The sequence below is a fragment of the Canibacter zhoujuaniae genome (genome assembly GCF_011752015.1).
GTDB lineage: Bacteria > Actinomycetota > Actinomycetes > Actinomycetales > Microbacteriaceae > Canibacter > Canibacter zhoujuaniae.
Genome location: NZ_JAAIKA010000002.1, coordinates 197,849 through 217,426 on the forward strand (window position 1 = coordinate 197,849; position 19,578 = coordinate 217,426).

16 protein-coding genes are annotated in these 19,578 nt (G+C 54.6%); 12 read left to right on the forward strand and 4 right to left on the reverse strand.

All coding sequences use genetic code 11. The features are described 5' to 3' along the window. Positions 1-120 precede the first annotated feature (120 nt). Positions 121-1,077, reverse strand: a complete 957-nt coding sequence (locus HCQ99_RS05545) for an NUDIX hydrolase (protein ID WP_166987122.1) — start codon at positions 1,075-1,077, stop codon at positions 121-123. Then, a complete protein-coding gene (locus tag HCQ99_RS05550) occupies positions 1,074-3,185 on the reverse strand; it encodes an RNA degradosome polyphosphate kinase (RefSeq protein WP_166987125.1) in 2,112 nt (703 codons plus the stop codon). The genes HCQ99_RS05545 and HCQ99_RS05550 overlap by 4 nt, the downstream gene beginning before the upstream one ends. Positions 3,186-3,241: 56 nt before the next feature. Between HCQ99_RS05550 and HCQ99_RS05555 the strand changes: the two genes are divergently transcribed. The 3 genes from HCQ99_RS05555 (at position 3,242) to HCQ99_RS05565 (ending at position 5,642) form a co-directional block, all read left to right on the forward strand. Beyond that, the gene (locus tag HCQ99_RS05555; protein WP_166987129.1) at positions 3,242-3,556 is read left to right on the forward strand and encodes a hypothetical protein; all 315 of its coding nucleotides are present in this window, start codon (positions 3,242-3,244) and stop codon (positions 3,554-3,556) included. 146 nt (positions 3,557-3,702) lie between these two features. Continuing rightward, the gene (gene ygfZ / locus HCQ99_RS05560; RefSeq protein ID WP_166987131.1) at positions 3,703-4,842 is read left to right on the forward strand and encodes a CAF17-like 4Fe-4S cluster assembly/insertion protein YgfZ; all 1,140 of its coding nucleotides are present in this window, start codon (positions 3,703-3,705) and stop codon (positions 4,840-4,842) included. A gap of 56 nt (positions 4,843-4,898) precedes the next feature. Then, positions 4,899-5,642, forward strand: a complete 744-nt coding sequence (locus HCQ99_RS05565) for a phosphoglyceromutase (RefSeq protein ID WP_166987134.1) — start codon at positions 4,899-4,901, stop codon at positions 5,640-5,642. 81 nt (positions 5,643-5,723) lie between these two features. On the opposite strand, the gene HCQ99_RS05570 is transcribed toward HCQ99_RS05565, so the two are convergent. Further along, positions 5,724-6,212, reverse strand: a complete 489-nt coding sequence (locus HCQ99_RS05570; protein WP_166987137.1) for a CarD family transcriptional regulator — start codon at positions 6,210-6,212, stop codon at positions 5,724-5,726. Between the two features lie 159 nt (positions 6,213-6,371). On the opposite strand from HCQ99_RS05570, the gene HCQ99_RS05575 reads away from it, so the two are divergent. The 3 genes from HCQ99_RS05575 to rlmB all read left to right on the forward strand — a co-directional run bounded on the left by HCQ99_RS05575 (position 6,372) and on the right by rlmB (position 9,427). Next, complete coding sequence (locus HCQ99_RS05575; RefSeq protein WP_166987140.1) at positions 6,372-6,866, forward strand: DNA modification methylase; 495 nt, start codon at positions 6,372-6,374, stop codon at positions 6,864-6,866. A gap of 129 nt (positions 6,867-6,995) precedes the next feature. Next, positions 6,996-8,444, forward strand: a complete 1,449-nt coding sequence (gene cysS / locus HCQ99_RS05580) for a cysteine--tRNA ligase (RefSeq protein ID WP_166987143.1) — start codon at positions 6,996-6,998, stop codon at positions 8,442-8,444. Beyond that, entirely contained in the window at positions 8,441-9,427 is a 987-nt protein-coding gene (gene rlmB, locus HCQ99_RS05585) for a 23S rRNA (guanosine(2251)-2'-O)-methyltransferase RlmB (RefSeq protein ID WP_166987146.1), read from the forward strand. Before cysS ends, rlmB begins: the two co-directional genes overlap by 4 nt. Here rlmB and HCQ99_RS05590 read toward each other — a convergent pair. Further along, positions 9,424-9,813 carry an Rv3235 family protein gene (locus tag HCQ99_RS05590; protein ID WP_166987149.1) on the reverse strand — a complete coding sequence of 130 codons (390 nt, stop codon included), beginning with the start codon at positions 9,811-9,813 and terminating at the stop codon, positions 9,424-9,426. The two genes, rlmB and HCQ99_RS05590, sit on opposite strands and share 4 nt — an antisense overlap. Positions 9,814-9,975: 162 nt before the next feature. Here HCQ99_RS05590 and HCQ99_RS05595 point away from each other — a divergent pair, with 162 nt between their 5' ends. From HCQ99_RS05595 to HCQ99_RS05620, 6 genes are all read left to right on the forward strand, one after another. Then, entirely contained in the window at positions 9,976-11,475 is a 1,500-nt protein-coding gene (locus HCQ99_RS05595; RefSeq protein WP_166987152.1) for a sensor histidine kinase, read from the forward strand. 13 nt (positions 11,476-11,488) lie between these two features. Continuing rightward, on the forward strand, positions 11,489-13,270 hold the full coding sequence (locus HCQ99_RS05600; RefSeq protein WP_166987155.1) for a proline--tRNA ligase: 1,782 nt from the start codon (positions 11,489-11,491) through the stop codon (positions 13,268-13,270). Positions 13,271-13,422: 152 nt separating this feature from the next. Continuing rightward, a complete protein-coding gene (locus tag HCQ99_RS05605; protein ID WP_166987158.1) occupies positions 13,423-13,713 on the forward strand; it encodes a WXG100 family type VII secretion target in 291 nt (96 codons plus the stop codon). Positions 13,714-13,723: 10 nt separating this feature from the next. Next, positions 13,724-17,683: an FtsK/SpoIIIE domain-containing protein gene (locus HCQ99_RS05610; RefSeq protein WP_166987161.1), complete on the forward strand. Its 3,960-nt coding sequence runs from the start codon at positions 13,724-13,726 to the stop codon at positions 17,681-17,683. Next, entirely contained in the window at positions 17,680-17,979 is a 300-nt protein-coding gene (locus tag HCQ99_RS05615) for a hypothetical protein (protein ID WP_166987164.1), read from the forward strand. Before HCQ99_RS05610 ends, HCQ99_RS05615 begins: the two co-directional genes overlap by 4 nt. After that, positions 17,976-19,535 (forward strand): alpha/beta hydrolase, encoded by a 1,560-nt coding sequence (locus tag HCQ99_RS05620; protein ID WP_166987167.1) that lies wholly within the window; start codon positions 17,976-17,978, stop codon positions 19,533-19,535. The genes HCQ99_RS05615 and HCQ99_RS05620 overlap by 4 nt, the downstream gene beginning before the upstream one ends. Positions 19,536-19,578 lie beyond the last annotated feature (43 nt).

Here is a 19,578-nt window from a genome sequence, read left to right on the forward strand (position 1 = left end):
TGCTAGGTCGTTGCTAACCCCGGGCTCCAACTTTCGCCGCTGCGAGCGGCCTTTCGCCGAGAGGCGTTGCACGGCCTAGCTTTTTCGTATCGGCGGTCACCGAATCTTATCTGTTGCAGGCTATTTAACCCGCAAGGGGTAGCTTTCAATGTTCACAAGCCGAGGATTTTTTGTGCGGCGCGTGATGTGAAAAACAGTAAATCCGGCAGGCGGCAGCGCAGTCACCTCATCGAGATAGGATCCGGTTGGGGCTTTACAACTAAAAGCTATCTCTCTTGCAATATCGGGTAGCACTGGACGATGCGAGCAGAGCAGCACGCTCCCACGCGCTTTTAGCGTTTCGGCAACTAAATCTCGCATACCGCTTAGGTCTCCCGCATCCCAACTGTCTTGACTGATCGCGGGGGTTATAGCTAGCGGGATTTTGCAGTTCTTTGCAGAAGCAGCAGCCGTTGCAACACAGCGGTTAGCGTCTGATGAGATGACGCGTTTAGGCGCGAAAGCCTGCAGGGATGGGGTGATCGTTAGCGCCTGATCCCTGCCAAGTGCGGTGAGGGGGCGCAGGTGATCTATTGGGTGCAGAGCGCCACGCGGCTCAGCCTGTGCGTGACGCAAAAGAATAAGCGCGAAGGTGTCTTGCACACCGTGCGTCACCATGTCTTGAAAAATCTGTAACAGTTCCCTGTCGCGTTGATAACTCAACTGGCTCATCGCTTCGTCTAACGGGGCCCATTTGAGATCAGCAATCTCACTATTGGGCTTAAATTTTTGTGCCTGCAGGCGACTTTTTGTGGCCTTAGCCGCCCAATATGCAACAACCTTTGGTGTGCCGTCTTTGAGCTTGTAATTTATGGTGCCGATATTGGCGCCCAGTTTTAGTTTTAAACCGGTTTCCTCATGTGTCTCCCGCACCGCAGCCTGCGGGAGGCTCTCACCCTTATCTAGCTTCCCCTTCGGGAAGGCCCAGTCTTTATATTTTTGCCGGTAGACAAGCAGCACCTCTATCTCTTTTTTGCCCCGCTTGTCGCGCATAAGGCGCCACGGTATCGTGCCAGCAGCGTAAATTGTTTTGGTCATCGACGCCTCTTTGCCCTCGCAACCGCACGGTTGGTCATAACAAGATCCTGCAGGTCGGGCAGCCGGTTGCCCTCTTCGTCAGAGGTGATGCGCTCCCAAGTGTCGTCAGGGCCGAGTTGCCAGATGATAACCCCCTCCGTGAAGGCGTATGCAAAGAAGGTGTCGATGCGCTGCTTGTGCTCTTCAGAGTCGATTCGCACAAGCACCTCAATACGACGATCGAGGTTGCGGTGCATAAGATCTGCTGAACCGATAAACAGTTCACGATCCGCCCCCTCACCGAAAGAAAAGATGCGTGAGTGTTCGAGATAGCGGCCGAGCACTGAGCGCACTCTGATATTTTCGCTTAAGTCTTTAACTCCGGCGCGAATAGAGCAGATACCCCGCACCCAAATATCGATCTGCACACCCGCTTGGCTCGCAGCGTACAGTGCGTCGATAAGCTCTTCATCGACCATCGAGTTGCATTTGATGCGAATACTAGCTGGCTCTCCCGCCAGGGCGTTTTCAGTTTGCTTCTGAATTCGAGCAAGCAAACCCGAGCGTAGCTGCAGCGGGGCAACGAGCAGACGATCGTACTGCTTCTCGATTGCGTAGCCGCTGAGCACATTAAACAGCCGGGTAACGTCTTTGCCGACTTCGGGAGAGGATGTAAACAGCCCGAAATCTTCATAGATGCGGCTGGTGCGCGGATTGTAGTTGCCGGTGCCGATGTGGCAGTAGTGGACGAGCCCGTGCGCCTCCTGGCGGATAACGTGCACAAGCTTACAGTGCGTTTTTAGCCCAGCAAGACCGTAAACAACGTGCACACCAGCCTGTTCTAGTTTGCGCGCCCAACTAATGTTCGCGGCCTCATCGAAACGCGCCTTCACCTCAACAAGTGCGAGCACCTGCTTGCCGGCTTCAGCGGCGCGAATCAGCGCGGCCACAATTGGGCTATCGCCCGAAGTGCGATAGAGCGTTTGTTTAATTGCGAGCACGTTCGGATCGGCAGCCGCCTGCTCAATAAAGCTTTGCACAGTGGTTGCGAACGACTCGTACGGGTGGTGCACCAGCAACTCACGACGGGCTATCGCGCTGAAAATATCAACCGATTCGTTACCGTTAGTGGGCGCAAATTCTGAGCTGGTGACAGGAATATGGGGCGTGAATTTGAGGTCGGGGCGGGCGATCTGCGTCAGCGAGAAAAGCCCGCTGAGATCAAGCGGAGAGGGGAGAGCGAAAATCTGGCTGTCATGAATATCCAGTTCATCCCGCAGCAGCTCGCGCGTATCATCGTCCATATCATCGGTAATCTCAAGCCGAATCGGTGGGCCGAAGCGCCTGCGCAGAAGCTCTTTTTCGAGCGCCTGAATTAGATCCTCTGTTTCGTCTTCTTCAATCACCATATCTTCGTTGCGGGTGACACGGAAAACATGGTGATCGATAACCTCCATGCCGGGGAAGAGACCATCAAGCTGATTGGCGATTAACTCTTCAAGCGCAAGATATCGCACGTTGTCGACCGACTCACGACTGTCAACACGAATGTAGCGCGGCATCATCTGCGGCACCTTTAGGCGTGCGAATTCTATTTTGTCGGTTTTCGGGTTGCGGACGCGGATCGAAAGGTTTAGTGAGCGCCCCGCAATATACGGGAACGGGTGCATTGGGTCTACGGCGAGCGGCATTAGAATCGGGAAAATATTCTCGTCGTAGTAGTTTTTTAGAACTTTTTTGTCAGCCTTATCAAGCTCTTGCCAGCGCACGATTCTGACGCCGCTTTCAGCCATCGCCGGTAGCACTTGCTGGTTAAAGCAGGCAGTGTGACGCTCCTGTAGCTCGTGCGCGGTTTGCAGCACCTGATTGAGCAGCGCGGTTGGGGCAAGACCGACGTTGGTGGGCACCGCGAGCCCTGTCACAATGCGCCGTTTCAAGCCGGCGACGCGCACCATAAAAAACTCATCTAGGTTGGAGGCAAAAATAGCCAGAAAATTTGCGCGCTCTAGCACCGGCAGTGCGGTGTCTTCGGCCATTTCGAGGACACGCTTATTAAAGGCAAGCCAGCTGAGTTCACGATCTATATAGCGGGCTGGGGTGGCTGCTGTGAGTTCGACGCTGTTGCTCATAAATTTATTCTCGCAGGTTTTTGGGATCAACCCTTGGCTCGTGTCAGAATAAGGGTATGAGTCTGCCTGCCGGTGCTGTGAATAACGGTGCAAAACCGCGTCGCTCTAAACTCACCCAAAAATGGAGTATCGCTGCCGTCTGGGCTGCGGCGCTCCTGGTCGGGGCGGCAACTGCGATGAGCGGTGGTGCTGTGCAGCAACAGTCTGGTTGGTCTGTTTTTATAATTGGCGCTGTTGTGTTGCTAACCTTTCTCTTGCAGTTGATGACGGCCGAGCGCGAAGGGTTTATTGTGCGCACTGCGCTGAGCATCTCAGGAGCTTTGGCGATACTTTTCGTGATCAACGTGCTCTTCTGGGTGCAAGCAGGGTAGCTAAAGAGATAAACTAGAGACATGGATAGCGTTGTAGCATTTGAGATTTTCTTCCTCGCACTCTTAGGTCTTTGTACGCTTGCAATTGGCGGCACCTCAGCCGCAGTTTTGTACAACCTCTTTAAGGGTCAGCGCTAGAGCTTAGCGTGCTCTTTGCGAAATTACCTGGCGCGGTGCTAACGCCCGCTGGGGATGCCGTGCAACACTTCGGATCCCCGCTGCGCGAGGCGCGAAACTTTGACTCCGGGCGGGCGGTAGTTAGCCTTTCAAACTTCGGGGTGCTTGAGGTGACCGGCGCAGACACTTTGCGGTGGTTGCACTCTCTCACATCTCAACACCTGCTGGATCTGCAACCGGGTCAGGCGGCAGAAACTCTGCTACTCGATCCGAACGGTAAAATCGAGCAGCAGTTTAGCGTGCTGGCGACAGCAGACGGCGCTCTGCTTGTAACAGAAAATTCTTACATCGAGCGGTTGCACGAATTTCTTGAGCGGATGCGTTTTACGCTGCGGGTTGCGGTCGCAAACGTGTCGCGCGATTGGCTCGTGTGCGCGGTAACAACTCCGCCGGATGCGACTCTCGAAACGCTTAACACTGCATCGCAGGCTGCCGAGGCGATCTGTGCTGCTGCGCCTGCGGCACTGCCACTGTTTGACCCCTGGTCGTGGCGACCGGAGGGGGGAGTGCAGTATGCAGCAGGAAAGCACCCAGCTGCAGTAAACAACGGTGTTGTGAAGCTGCTTGTGCCTGCGCAGGCCGCTTGCGCACTTGAAGATTTGGTGCGCAAAGGTAGTTTGAAAGCTGCCGGCATAAACGCCTTAGACACCGTTGAGGTTGCGTTATGGCGGCCGGCTCTTGCAGAATTTGATGATCGTGCACTACCGCATGAATTCGATCTGCTGCGCAGCTCAGTGCACCTAAACAAGGGTTGCTATCGCGGGCAGGAAACAGTTGCGAAGGTGCACAACCTCGGGCATCCGCCACGCCGCTTAGTTGCTGTGCACATTGACGGCTCGGGCGGGGAGCTGCCGAGCGTGGGAAGTCGAATATATGTTGAGGGCGCTGAAAAGCCAATAGGCCGCATAACCCGTGCGGTGCTGCACTATGAACTAGGCCCAATCGCACTCGCATTGGTGAAACGTGCCGCCCCTGAAACCGGGCAGTTTTGGGTGGAACTCAGCCACGGCGGGCGTCTTGCGGCTACGCTGGAGACTATCGTCCCGCCAGATGCGGGAGCGGTCAACGCGCTAACGCCTGAACAGCGACGTGCCTTTCGCGGTGTTTAAGCAGTAAAGCCTGGGTTTGCGCGGATCCGCAAGAATTAAAAAATGGAGGAGAAACTGTGAGCAACAAACTTATCCTGCTACGTCACGGACAGAGCGAATGGAATGAGAAAAACCTATTTACGGGTTGGGTTGATGTGCGCCTCACCGAGAAAGGGCGTGCTGAGGCTGCCAAAGCGGGTCAGCTTCTGCGCGAACACGGGGTGCTGCCAGATGTTTTGCACACATCGCTGCTGAGCCGCGCGATCCAAACCTCAAACTTAGCGCTTGAAGCCGCTGATCGACTGTGGATTCCTGTGCGTCGCAGCTGGCGCTTGAATGAGCGTCACTACGGTGCACTGCAGGGCAAAGATAAAGCTGCAACCCTCGCCGAGTTTGGTGAGGAGCAGTTTATGCAGTGGCGCCGCAGCTTTGACACCCCACCTCCGGCGCTGGCTGACGACTCTGAATTTTCACAGGCGGCGGATCCGCGCTACGCCGAGATTGACGGCGCAGCACCGCGCACCGAATGCTTGAAAGATGTAGTCGAGCGTCTGGTGCCGTACTGGGAGGGTGAGATTTTGCCGGATCTGAAGGCGGGCAAAACTGTGCTTGTGACCGCGCACGGCAATTCACTGCGCGCTCTCGTGAAGCACCTTGAAGGAATTAGCGACGCTGAAATTGCTGAGCTGAATATTCCAACAGGAATGCCTCTGGTCTACGAAATCAACGACGATGGCACCGCTAATGGCAAGGGTGAGTATCTCGATCCGGAAGCAGCCGCAGCAGGGGCAGCCGCTGTGGCCGCGCAGGGTAAAAAGTAGCCAGGAGTAAGCGTAAGTAAATACGTAAAAAGCGCGGGCGGTCAGTCGGTGATCACCCGCGCTTTAGTGTTTATTAAAAAATTATGCTGTCTCTTCGAGGACTTTATCGATTAGCGCGGCGGCGTGATCGTCGTCACTCTTTTCTGCCAGAGCAACCTCTGAGGTGAGGATCTGCCGTGCCTTTGCCAGCATCCGTTTTTCACCGGCGGAAAGGCCGCGATCCTGTTCGCGACGCCACAAATCACGCACAACCTCAGACACCTTAATAACGTCACCGGAGGCGAGTTTTTCAAGATTTGCCTTGTATCGCCTGGACCAGTTTGAAGGTTCTTCTGTGAATGGGGCGCGTAACACGTCAAACACCCGCTGCAAACCTTCTTCGTCAATCACGTCACGCACGCCAACCATTTCGCAGTTCTCGGCAGGAACTTCAATGGTGAGGTCGCTCTGATTGACTTCTAGCTTCAAATACAGCTTTTCTTCGCCGTCAATCTCGCGCTGGGTAACCTCAACAATTGTTGCTGCGCCGTGATGCGGGTAAACAACGGTTTCGCCAACTACAAACTGCATCTAGAAGGGGCTCCTTTTCAGTCGAACTTTAAGAATAACACAAATAGACACGCCGATATAAGGATTTGGCCTGGCTGTGGGGGCGCTGGAATTTCGGTATGATGGAGGAAACTTTAAGCTTTTATTCAGCCCCAATCTGAAATGACCCGGAGGTCGTCTGTGAAGACCAGCATCGTAAAGTCACTTGGTACTGCGGCAGTGGCATGTGTGGCCCTAACCGGTTGCTCATTGGTAGCACCGGTTGCAACTCAGATGTCATACAACGCGAGTGACGGTGTGAGCGTCGCGGCTGATTCAGTTAATGTGCGCAACCTGCTGCTCGTCGGTGACGAGAAGGGCGTTTTTAACGTTGTTTTCACCGCTGTTAACAATGCAGACAGCTCAGCTCTGATCCATTTCGACTTCCTCTCAACTGATGGCGCTACCGCTCATGCCCACTTCATGGTGGAGCCAGGCACCACCCGCACCGGTAATCTTGCCGAGGGTGACCCTGTCGAGGTGGTAGAGCTCCCGGGCCAGGCCATCGGTTCAACCGTGCAGGCTGTGGTTACCGTTAACGGCGTAGAGACAGAGCTGTCTGTTCCTGTGCTCGACGGCACGCTGCCAGAGTATAAGCCTTACATTGTGACCGCTGAGGAAGCCGCGAAGCACTAGCGAAAAACAGACAGATTCCGGTATTAGGAATAGTCGTATCGCTGCCGCTAGGTTTACGAGCTGCTGCTGTAGCTGTAAGAGAGCAACGCGCTACGGTCGTTACCGGACAGTAGCAGGTAGGGTAGACGTGTGACACTGCACATCTATGATTCCAAAGCTAAAACGCTATTGCCCTTTGAACCGCGTAGAGCGGGGCACGTCGGAATGTATGTTTGCGGCCCGACGGTCCAGTCTGCTCCGCACATCGGCCACCTGCGTAGTGCGCTGGTCTATGACCAGATGCGAAATTGGTTCACGGTGTGTGGGTATGAAGTCACCTTCGTGCGTAATGTCACTGACATTGACGATAAGATTCTGGCTAATGCCAAGGCAGCGCAGGAAGCCGGCGGCACCGAACCCTGGTGGGGCCTTGCGATGCGGGTCGAGCGGGAATTTAGCGCCGCATACAGAGCAATCGGTGTTTCTGAACCGACATGCGAACCGCGCGCGACCGGCCACATCAGTGACATGGACGCGCTTATTACGCGCCTGTGGGAGCTGGGTTATGCATACGAGACCCCCGACGGCAGCATCTATTTCGATACCTCAAAATGGGAACGATACGGCGAGCTCACAAATCAGGATCTAGCTGCGATGGCGGCAGCGGAAGAAGCTGCGCCGGGTAAGCGCAATCCAACAGACTTTGCGCTCTGGAAGGCTGCTAGAGACGGTGAGCCGGAAGACGCCAAGTGGCAGATCAGTCGCGGTGGCAGAGGGCGCCCGGGCTGGCATATTGAATGCTCCGCAATGTCAACGCGCTTCCTCGGGTCTGCCTTTGACATTCACGGCGGCGGCAGAGACCTGCGTTTCCCGCACCATGAGAATGAATTGGCTCAGTCGGCAGCTGCCGGTGACAGTTTCGCAAAGTATTGGGTGCACAACGGTCTGGTGAACGTGGGAGACCAGAAAATGTCAAAGTCGCTCGGCAATTCACTTTTTGCGAGCACGCTATTGGCAGAAGCGTCTGCTCTTGTGGTGCGCTATTTTCTAGGCGGTGCGCACTATCGCTCAACCCTTAACTATCGTGATAAATCACTGCTGGAGGCGCAGGCAGCTATCGACCGCATTGCAGCCGCCCTCAACCGTGCAGAAAATGAACTCGGCACGAGGGTTCTCGCGCCGCAGGCACCACATGAGAAACTGCTAGAGCTAATGCCCGCTGAGTTTGTGGCGGCGATGAACGATGATTTTGCTGTGCCGCAAGCACTGGCTGTTGTGCATAATGTGGTGCGTAATCTAAACACTGAATTAGATAAGGGCAACCACAATTTCGCAGCTGTTGCTGCTGACCAGCTTGTTGCGATGCTCGCCGTTTTGCATCTTGATCCGCGACATCCACATTGGACGGGGGCTGCTAGCGCAGACAGCAAAGCTGCAGCAGCGCTTGATATTCTTGTAACAGATTTAATCGAAAAACGCGCTGCAGCCCGTGCTGCGAAAGACTGGGCAGCCAGTGATGAAATACGAGACCGACTCGCAACAGCGGGTATCGCGCTGAAAGACACCGCCGAAGGTGCGGTTTGGAGCTTTATAAAATGAACGTGAAAAGACGCGGGCGCCCAGCTGGCGCCTCTGTGCGAAAGAAAAGCAAAGGTAAAGCTGTCGGATCGGGCGGCCAAAGGCGTGCAGCGCTGGAGGGTAAAGGGCCAACTCCGAAAGCGGAGGATCGCGTCTATCATCCAGCCTACAAAGCAAAGCAACTGCGTGAGCGGGCAGCCGCAAACCGGCGCAATCGCACCCAGCAAACCGGTTCAAGACGCCCGGCTATTAATGACACTGAGATTGTCACCGGCCGCAACTCTGTGTTAGAAGCGATGCGCACTAAAGTGCCAGCCACCACGCTCTATGTCGCAGCTCGTGCAGAGTTTGACGAGCGAATGCGTGAAATTATCGGCATCGCCAACGGTCGTGATATTCCGGTGCTTGAAATCATGCGCTCCGAGATGGATCGTATGGCGGGGCGCGACACAGTGCACCAGGGCGTGCTGTTGAAGGTCGCTCCTTACGAGTACAAACACCCCGCAGATTTACTGCAGCGCGCGTTTGATAGCTGCGAAACTCCGCTGTTGGCGCTGCTTGATGGGGTTACCGACCCGCGCAACCTGGGTGCGGTTATTCGCTCAGTTGCTGCCTTCGGCGGCCACGGTGTGATTGTGCCGCAGCGACGCTCTGCCGGTGTTACCGCCGCAGCGTGGAAAACCTCTGCCGGTGCGGCTGCGCGCTGCCCGGTTGCGATGGCCACCAACCTCACCCGCACTATCAAGGATTTGAAAGCTGCAGGGGTCTTTGTTGTGGGTCTAGATGGTGACGGAGAGGTGCCGCTGCCCGGTCTCGAGCTTGCGGATCGGCCGCTTGCTGTTGTCGTAGGTTCAGAGGGTGCCGGCCTGTCAAGGCTGGTTGCAGAACAGTGTGACGCTATTGTGTCTATCCCAATCTCGGCGGCAACTGAGTCGCTGAATGCGGGAATTGCGGCGAGCATCGCCTTCTATGAGGTGGCTAAACTGCGGGCTGAAGCCGCTTAAAGAACAGCAATATCTGTCACCCACCAACGATTTTCACGTCGGCGCAGCCTGACTGAAACCGCGATAACGCGGTTACGGGTTGGAATTAAAGCGACACAGTCTTCAATCTCTGGGGTGTGCTGAAAACGCCGCAACCTCCCAAATTCGTTTGGGGCGCATAGATGCGGTTTAACGGGGTGTGGTTTCTTGCGCGGCAGGTAGTCATAATTTTGGGATTCTTGGATGCACTGTTGGGCTTGCAGCCGAGCTAGCACAGCAGGTGTCGCCCATCGTGCGATGTGTTGCACAGGGCGCCCAATGTGCACGATTTCTATTGCGAACCGTGCCAGCCGCAAGACGAAGAGATCTTCGGGAAAAGTTGATTGCAACAACGCTGTAGCATTCACTGTTCTCTGCTTTCACGAGGGGGAAGGGGAGTGTTAGGGAATTTCATGATAAGACCTGCAGAGGGCTAGTCCAACAGGTAATTAAGCGCAGGTCTAAATACCCAAATTTATTAACCTCGTGTGCCGACAGAAACACACAGTTCACGATGGTTTAATGAGAGTGTGCTATCACTGCGAGGACTCTCTGAGAAATACACCCAGCTCACTAAGCCAGAGATTGATTGGCTTGAGCTCCTAGTCATAGACTGGTCGCTGCTTGCTGACCTTGCGCTTGCCGATGCGGTGCTGTGGGTGCCCACAGGGGAGGGTGAGTATCTCGCTGTCCGGCACAGTCGCCCAACCGGCCTTTTCACAATGTTCTATCGTGATGTCGTTGGTGATTTTATGCGTCGTGACTGGGCTGAGATTGCTGACGCGGTTATCGGTGACAACACCGTTGTAGTGGCTAAAGAACTGACCTGGTATGAAGAAGCGCCGATGCAGTTAAGAGCGTATCCGGTTAGTCGGCGGGATCCGCAAACTGGCAAACGCATAGGGCCTTTTGCGGTGGTAACTCTGCATGCAGCGCCGGGTGATACGCTGGCTGCATCGCGTGCCGGCCAGGCATATCGTGAGAGCGCAGCAGACCTATTGGCGATGATCGGCGAAGGCCTATTCCCGCATCAGGGCAGCCAGAAAGGACGTTTGCGGGGTGCTCCGCGAGTCGGCGACGGAATTATGCGGATCGACCCCAACGGAGTGGTGGAGTTTGCCAGCCCAAACACCCTAACCAGTTTTTCTCGCCTCGGTTTTCGCACCGAGCTTGAAGACGAAGTGCTGACCGATGTTGTCGCCGATATCGTGGCGGGCGCGATGGATACAAACGAATCGATTCCGCTGGTCGCCGGCGGAAAAATTGCAAGTCGTGTTGATCTGGAAGCGCGCAACAGCACGATTACTATGCGCTCTATCCCGGTTGTTGTGCGTGGGGAACGCTGTGGTGCAATTATCCTCACCCGTGACATTACGGATATTAAACAGCAGGCGCAGGAACTGATTACGAAAGATGCGACCATTCGCGAAATTCACCACCGCGTAAAAAACAATCTGCAGACCGTGGCGTCCCTGTTGCGAGTGCAGTCTAGACGGGCTGAAAGTGATGAGGCGAAGCAGGTGCTCGGTCAGGCTATGCGCCGGGTTGCGGCAATTGCGGTAGTGCACGACACTCTCGCATCCGGAGTCGCACAGATCGTTAACTTTGACCAGGTTTTTGAGCGGGTGCTCGGCCTGGCCGTGGAAGTTGCGAGCATGCACAACACCAAGGTTGCTTTAGAGACAGAGGGCAAATTTGGTGAGATCCCGTCTGAGTATGCGACGCCGCTTGCGCTCGCGCTCACCGAGGTGGTGACCAACGCTGTTGAGCACGGACTCGCCGACCGCCCGGGCACAGTGCGCATCGAAACCAGCCGCTATGAGAATAATATGCGTGTGCGAGTGAGTGATGACGGTATAGGACTTCCGGATAACGGTGTCGGTAACGGGCTCGGCACTTCAATTGTGCGCACCCTGATTGAGGGTGAGCTGGCCGGAAGTATCCTGTGGCGCAACCAGGAAAACAGCGGGGCAGAGGTGCTCATCGAAATCCCGCTGCGGTGGTTGACCGATACTAAGGTCTCTGAGTAGCTAACATAGAAGGGTGCTAGATCGCCTTTCAAACTATTTTCTGAAAACCCTGCGTGAGGATCCAGCTGACGCTGAGGTTGTGAGTCACAAACTGCTGGTGCGTGCGGGGTATATTCGCCGCCAAGCTCCGGGTATATTCGCCTGGCTGCCCCTGGGTTTGCGTGTGCGAGCAAAGCTCGAAAACATCATTCATGAAGAAATGCGTGCTGCGGGCGCGCAGCAGGTGCACTTTCCGGCACTGTTACCGCGCGATCCTTACGAAGCAACCGGGCGCTGGGAAGAGTACGGCGATGGGATTTTCCGTCTGCAGGATCGCCACGCGGCAGACTACCTGCTCGCCCCAACCCACGAAGAAGTCTTTACGCTGCTTGTAAAAGACATTGTGAATTCTTACAAAGATTTACCGCTCGAAATTTATCAAATCCAGGATAAGTACCGAGATGAAGCGCGTCCACGAGCTGGGCTTTTGCGTGGGCGTGAGTTCTCAATGAAGGATGCTTACTCATTCGGTATCTCTGATGAGCAGCTTGCAGACTCCTATCAGCGGCAGCGTGACGCGTATGAGCGTATTTTTAACCGCCTCGGCGTGGAATATGTCATAGTGGCCGCTGACGCGGGCGCGATGGGCGGCTCAAAGAGCGAAGAGTTCCTGCTGCCGATTGCGATCGGTGAAGACACCTTCGTGCGCTCAGCCGGTGGCTATGCCGCAAACGTCGAAGCATATCGTGCGCCTGCGGGTAAGGAGCGCCCAATCGCTGAGTTGGCTGCGGCAGAGGTTTTTGACACCCCGGGAACTAACACGATTGAAACGCTTGTTGCGCACACTAATGAGGTTGTGCCACAGCTGCTCGGGCGTGCGTGGGAAGCTGGCGACACACTAAAGAACATTGTTTTAGCGCTGACCGATGCGCACGGTGCGCGAGAGCTTGTGGTTATCGGTATTCCGGGTGACCGGCAGATTGATGAGAAACGTCTCGAAGTGGCTTTTGCGGGCTATGAAATTGAGCAGGCGACCGAGGCTGATTTAAAGGGGCACCCAGAACTGATTGCAGGCTTTATAGGCCCTGCTGATGGCGCGACGCGTCTGCTTGGGGTGGGCGGTCAAAGCTCACTCAAATATCTTGTGGATCCGCGTGTTGTTACCGGCACAAGCTGGATCACCGGCGCGAACGCCGCTGATAAACACGTGCACTCTCTCGTGTGCGGCCGTGATTTTGAGCCGCACGGTGTGATAGATGTTGCAAACGTTGTTGACGGGGATCCCGCGCCGGACGGCTCCGGCCCGATTACAACAGCGCGGGGTATGGAAATTGGTCACGTCTTCCAGCTTGGACGGAAGTATGCGGAAGCGCTTGGGCTAAAGGTGCTTGACGAGAATGGCAAGCTGCAGACTGTGACTATGGGCTCATACGGTATCGGTGTGACTCGAATTCTTGCGGCGCTCGCAGAGTTGAATAATGATGAGCACGGTCTAATCTGGCCAGCTGCTATTGCACCGTATCAGGTGCATTTAGTTGCGACCGGTAAAGAGTCTCTGCCGTTTGAGAAGGCTGAAGAAATTGCTGCGGAACTTGACGCAGCCGGAGTTGAAGTGCTTTTCGATGATCGTCCGAAAGTGTCGCCGGGTGTCAAATTTGGCGATGCAGAACTCCTCGGCATGCCGTTTATCGTAGTTGTTGGCCGCGACGCAGCAGAGGGCTTTGCTGAAATCCGTAACCGTCGCACGGGTGAGCGCGAAAAAGTGGCGCTGACTGAGGTGGCCGCGGTGGTGCAGCAGCGGCTTGCAACTGCGTAATCTCTACAAAAGTAGACCGCTAGCTTTAATCTGTGGATAATCGCTTTAGGCTGCGGTTATCCACAGATTTTATTTTGTCTGCTGCACAATTTTTGGCGCTGTTAGATTGATGTTTAACCAAACGGCCGTGCCCTCGACCGTAAGGGAAACTAATGAATATTAGTGTGAGCTATGAAGAGCTTGAAGCGGCTGCCGCACACTTGGAAGCGGGGCGCGCCGAAATAACCGACAGGTTAACCGCACTGCGATCTCAGGTGCAGAACTTGATCACATCAGGTTTTGTCACGGATGTGGCGTCGGGAAGATTTGCTGCAGCGTATGAATCATATAGCGACGGTGCCCGCACAGTAATCGAACAGCTGACAGAAATTCAGTCGTTTTTGCGCGAGACCGCGATGATTATGCAGGAGACAGATCAAAACATTGCAGCGCGCATAGCTTAAGGAGGCGCTTATGCGATGCACGGTGTTTTTGCGAAAAGCATCCGGTAATCTAGAGCCTGTGCTGCTTGAGTTTGCAGCCAACACTACTGTTGCAGACGTTAATCAGGCTCTTGTGCAGCAGAGTTTAGGTTCCGAATCAGGATCCGGCTTAAAACTGGCAGTACCGGCAGGGCAAAACTGCTCGGAAGAATTCCCTGCCGCTCTTTTGGGGCACGGGCTTGTGGTGAAAGATCCGGGCTCTGGCAATAGCTATTGTGTGAGCGGCGCGAGCCTCGTAGCTGATCATCCTTGGCTTAGTGGTTTTGAGATTAGTCTGCCCGATTCTAATAAGGTCCCGCCCGGTGTGCGGTTGATTGGCGGTGCGCTCCTGACGGTTTCTGAAACTGAATCGTACCTGCTGCCAAAAGGAAGCTTTACCGTCGGTTTTGGCAGAGGAGATATTGATGTTGCCCGCACCCTGATGCCAGCTGCAGTAACAGCAGCGGCTGACTGTGATGCGGTGCCAGCTATTGTCGCTGAGATTAAAGTCGGCACTGCAGTTAAGATACGACTGTCTAACTCAATACCTGTGAGCGACTTACGCGCAGATTTAGACGAAGCTGACAGCGCCAAGCTATCTCTGTTCGAGGTTGCCGGTGTTAGGGTGGCGGTTGAGCCGCTAGCGGATTTCGACACGCAACAGCTAGTCTCGACAGAGTTTCAAGATAGCAGTGATCTGCCACCCACAGCAGCTGCTGCGTCGCTACCAGTCTTGGAACTCCCGCGCATAGCGGAGGTGGCAAAACCGAAAGGTATGCCCGTATACGCGTGGGTGGCACCACTGGTTCTTGCGGGTTTATTGTGGTTGGTCTTGCAAACCCCGACGATGCTGATATTCACAGCTCTCTCACCAATTATGCTGGTTGGGTCGCTGCTAGAGAGCCGTAGACGGTTTAAACGGCAGCACAGGGCGGTGCGAGAAAAATTTGCTGCTGAGTGGCAACTGTTTTTGTCGACACTAGACCGCGGTGTCGAAACCCTCGTCAGGAGAGATGAGCTTGATCTCCCTGCTCTCAGCAAATTTTTAGAGGCAGAACCGGTTAAGCTGTGGCGTAAAACCACTGAGTGTGGCCCGGTTGCCTGCTCGCTCGGCCTTGTAGAGAAGAAACACCCGCAACTGCCTAAACTGCTTAAACAGTCGGGAATTGAGCCTGAGCTGCAGAGTCTAATAGATGAGACTTTGGTGGGCAGAAAAACCGTATGCCGACAACAAACTTTGAAACTTAAAAATGAGACGAAGTTAGCTGTTCGAGGCGCAGAATGCGCGCGTGCAAGTTACATTGCAGAGCTTGTGTTGCAACTCGCAGTCGCGTATGCGCCGAGCAGAGTTGGGTTTCAATTCATCGGCTGCGAGTCTCTGCTAGAAAAATATTGGTTTTCAGCTCTGCCGCACACTGCTAAGTGGCGTGAAGCGCAGCTACTGATTTGTTTTATAGGGGATGCGGCGTTTGTGCCAAAGTGTGAGGAGCTTGCTGCTCTATCAGGGCAGAGCCTAGTGATTGTGTGCTGCGCTGAGAAAGCTAGCTCAGCGTTCGGTAACAGTGTTTGGCTGGGAGAGACCATCAATACCTTGGTATTAGAGGAAGAGGACTACCAAACCCGCCAGTTTTTAAGTCGTAGCATCACCGATAACACCGTAAAACAGGTCGTGCGCAGTCTGAGCAGGTTAGCTTGGTCGGAAAATGCGGATACGGAGACTAACCCGGGGCAGCAGAAAGCGAACTCTGCATTAGAACTGTTGGAACTGACTGATTTTAGTACAGCAGGCGTTGTTAGTGCAGTGAGCGCCCGATGGAAAAACAAAAAACCTGATTTACGTCTATCTGTGTTGTGCGCCGAGAGAGGAGTAAGCGGCTTTGATCTTGCAAAAGTGGGCCCCCATGCGCTGATCGCGGGAACAACCGGATCCGGTAAGTCAGAGTTGCTGCAGTCTCTGCTGCTCGGCATGGCGGTCAGAAATTCGCCAGAGATCGTACAGTTTTTACTTGCAGATTTTAAAGGTGGTGCGACCTTTGGTGAGTTACAGGATCTGCCGCACACTATAGCGCTGGTGACGGATCTCGCTAACGATGGTGGAGAGCGACTGCTTGGCGGGTTAAAACGTGAAATAGTGCGCAGAGAAACTCTGCTGCAGCGCGTGCGGGCAAGTGATATAGAAGTTTTTAATAGCAGATCTGCTGAAACACTGCCGATCTGGGTGGTAGCAATTGATGAGTGCGCTGCCCTCTTGCAGCAGCACCCCGAACTGCAGGTTTCACTACAAGATCTCGCACAGCGTGGACGCTCACTCGGTATTCACCTAGTGTTAGCGACACAAAAACCGGGAGGTGTTATCAACGACCGAACAAGAGCTAACATCCAACTTTTGTTTGCTATGCGTGTCGCCTCTGAGGGTGATAGCAGAGAGTTGCTCGGCGGAGCAGAGGCTGCGCGGCTCACAGAGGAAGACAAAGGTGTGGGCTTTGTGCGCGCTGCCGGAGGCAGTATGGCCGGGTTCATTAATTTATCGGTGAATCACCTCGTCTTAAATGGAGTATCGCTGGCTGCGGCCCTAGTGCGAGTGATGAGCAGACTGTCTGACACAGAATTTCAGCGACCGGAAAAATTGACCTGGGTGCAGGAGATGCCGCTGTGTCTCACACGAGCAAAACTTCAGGAGATTGCTGGTGCTGCATCAGGAATCCCCGAAGACGCTATCGGCATCATCGAACTGCCGGAAGAGCGGCAACGTAAGATCATGACATTTTGGGAAGGCTTAAGCGGCAACTGCGCTGTCGTAGCAGAATGTGCTGCCGCGCGAGCGACTGCGCTGCAGGCGCTCCTTGCAGCATCGCAATTAGAAAGACGCGATGAACTTCGTGGTGCCATCATTCGTGGCCAGAGTAGTGCCATGAAAGTTCCGGCGTCTAACTCGCGCATCGCTTTTGCTGAAGCTGATGATGCACACCAAATTCTGCGACTTTTAGATTGGATCAAACAACAGAATCAGCTTTGTGTGGTTGTAATTGAGGATCTCAATCGAGTGCTTGAAAACGCAGGTGCTGCCTTTGAGCTTATTATCGAAGCACTGCAGAGTCTGCTTTCTGATCCGACTAATCTAGTGCTTGTTGGGATGCGCAGCACGCACAGTATCCCCGTAAGATTACGAGACAAACTAAGACACATATTTTTGCTGCAATCGAGCACGGTAGACGTTGCGCTCGCGCACCTGCTGCCACCTAAATTGCGTGGCAGTGTGGCAAATCTGCCAGCGCAGCGGGCAATTTACCTGCCGGATGTAAAACAGATACAGCTCAGGGAGCCAGAAGGATGCGGCAGTTGGCGATCCACCCCCACACCACTCTGGCCGCTTCTTAAAGCTACGACAAAACTTGGTGATGCGCTGCAGTTTGAAGCTCTGGGAGCTGCGCTTGTGGCCCATGCGGTAACCGGTTTTCCGCGTCACGGATTAGTGCATTTTGGGGGTGCGCCCAAGCTACAAGAAAACTTCGTGACAGCGTTAATTGCACACCACTGCTTGAAACCAGAACACGTTTTTGAAGTGTCTAGCGTGGAGATGCCACCAGAGTCTGCGCGACTGGTGATAGTAAAAGAAAACCTCTTGAGCGCAGGAATTCTTACAAGCGACTGGGTGCGTCAGCTGCGAGAGGCGCGGCGTTTAGAACGCACAATTATGCTCATTTGCACAACCGCAGGGCGACTACCGTACGGCTTGCTGCCAGCCGGAGAAGAGCCCGATTTTCGGGTGTGGATTCCGCAAAGCGAGACTAGCGCACCGCCGGAGTGGGTGAGCGCCAGAATTGCAAAACAGATTGCTTTAATCCCCGGAGGGGCAGTGGTGCAGGCGGGGCGCAACAGTGGCGCTGCGGGGGCTGACGATCTCGTAAAAGCTGTCGTCTTAACGGCGGCCGTCGTAGGGGAGCGCGTATGAATGGCATCTTTTTAGACCCAGAGATGTTATCGGGTTATGTGCACCGTATGCGTGATGGGGAGGCATCGCTTGGCTGCACTCAGTTTTCCTTTGAAGGGCTGGGCTCTCTGCTGTCAGAGGTGCTGGATGCTAGTTTGGTGTCGCAGTTAGATCAGTCGTTGCAGAGCTGGATACAAGCCTTGACCGAAGCTATGCAGGGGTGCGCGCAGGTCGTGGAAACTGTGCTTGCAGAGTTCCATACAGTTGACGTGGCGGCTGGCGACAGTGTCACAGCTAGGTTGGAGACGCGTAAATGATCGGTCAAGACTGCGCAGTCGTGGGCGCGCTTCCAAACTCTGCTGTTATTGGTTATGCCGTTACAAATCGAGAAGAACTTTGCCGCTTGACTGACCGACTTTATGAGGCGGAACTGCAACAGCGCTGGGCGGTTGATCTTCTCACCGGACAGCGATCCGTAGCTATTGGAGAGCTGCTGGAAGTGCATGAGCGTGAGATCACATCAAAAATTGAGTTATTCATGCACTCGATTGAGCAGCTTGCGAGCGCACTTGAGGTCTTTATCGACTCTGTTGAAAACTTAGTGGCTAGGCGGCTAGCTGCTGAATCAGGGGCTGCGGTCGAGCTGGAAATTGTCGAGGCGATGCAAATTAGTGCCGAGTATCGTGGCGCGGTTGCGCAGCTGTTGGCTGCTGTGAACGCCCAGGATTTTGGTCGGATCCCCGCACAGATCTTCCCCGTTCAGACTAATACCGGCACCCGAACAGCAACCGCACTGGCTCGCAGCGAAAATCTCAGCACCAGCACTGAAACTCCTTTAACTTTGCTACTGCGGGCATTGAGTGATCCAGGGCGTGCGCACCGAGAGATGGGATTCAGCGGCACAGGGCTGAGCGAAATAAAGTTTAAAACTGAGTTAAGGGCACTTGCGCAGCACTTGCGAAACAATCCCGATGCAAATCTGCTGTCTCTTGGGCGGCAGAATCGGCAACTTGTTGGCGCGGTAGCCTATGGGAACTTGGAAACAGCGGAACGGATTGTGCTTATTGTGCCAGGTATGGGCAGTAACCTGGCGGGCATAGACAATCTGGGAGACGCAGTGCGTTCACTGCAAGCGGAGGAGCGGCTCAGCGTCGCAGAAGCAAGTGGGTGCACAAGCTATGTTGCATGGCTGGGGTATGACTCACCGGATCTTTTTGAAGAACCGGGCATGACGCGGGCGCAGGTTGGTGGGGTTGGGCTCAGCAGGTTTTTGAGCGATCTCGCCTCTAAAAACCCGCAAGCGCAGCTGACGATCGTGCCCCATTCATACGGCACTACTGTCACCGCGGAGGCGTTACAGCATGAGGGGAAGCAAATCGCCGCAGTTTTTACCATCGGTTCAGCGGGTCTAGCTAGGGGAGTGAAACGAGAACAGTTGCGCACCGAGAGGCTGCTGTCAGCCACAGCCGAACCCAATCCAAAAAACTGGAATGCGAAGAACGCTACACGAGAGCAGACTGCAGAAAGCGCAAGTGACCCGCAATATTGGAGGCGCCGCCAAGCTCCGCCCGCAGATGTCATCGCTCCAATAGGCAGAACTTTCGGAAGCCATCCAACCGATCCGCGAAATTTGGCTGATGCGCCAGAGATTAATGTGAACGCCTGGGGCGACAGTAATTCGGTGCGATCACACTCACTGTATGTTGGTGAGGTCGGTGGCGGGTATCTAGATCGTGGTAGCCCCGCGGTGTCGGCGATCATCGCGGAAGTGCATCGAAACTCTAAGGGAGCAGCGCCGGCAAACACGCAGACTTCAGACTCATCCGGCCGCGAGACTGAGAGCCCGCAGGCGAGTCTGACAGCACGGCATTAAAACTATTTTGCTAGACTAAATCTTTCAATTAGTCTCGCGAGCC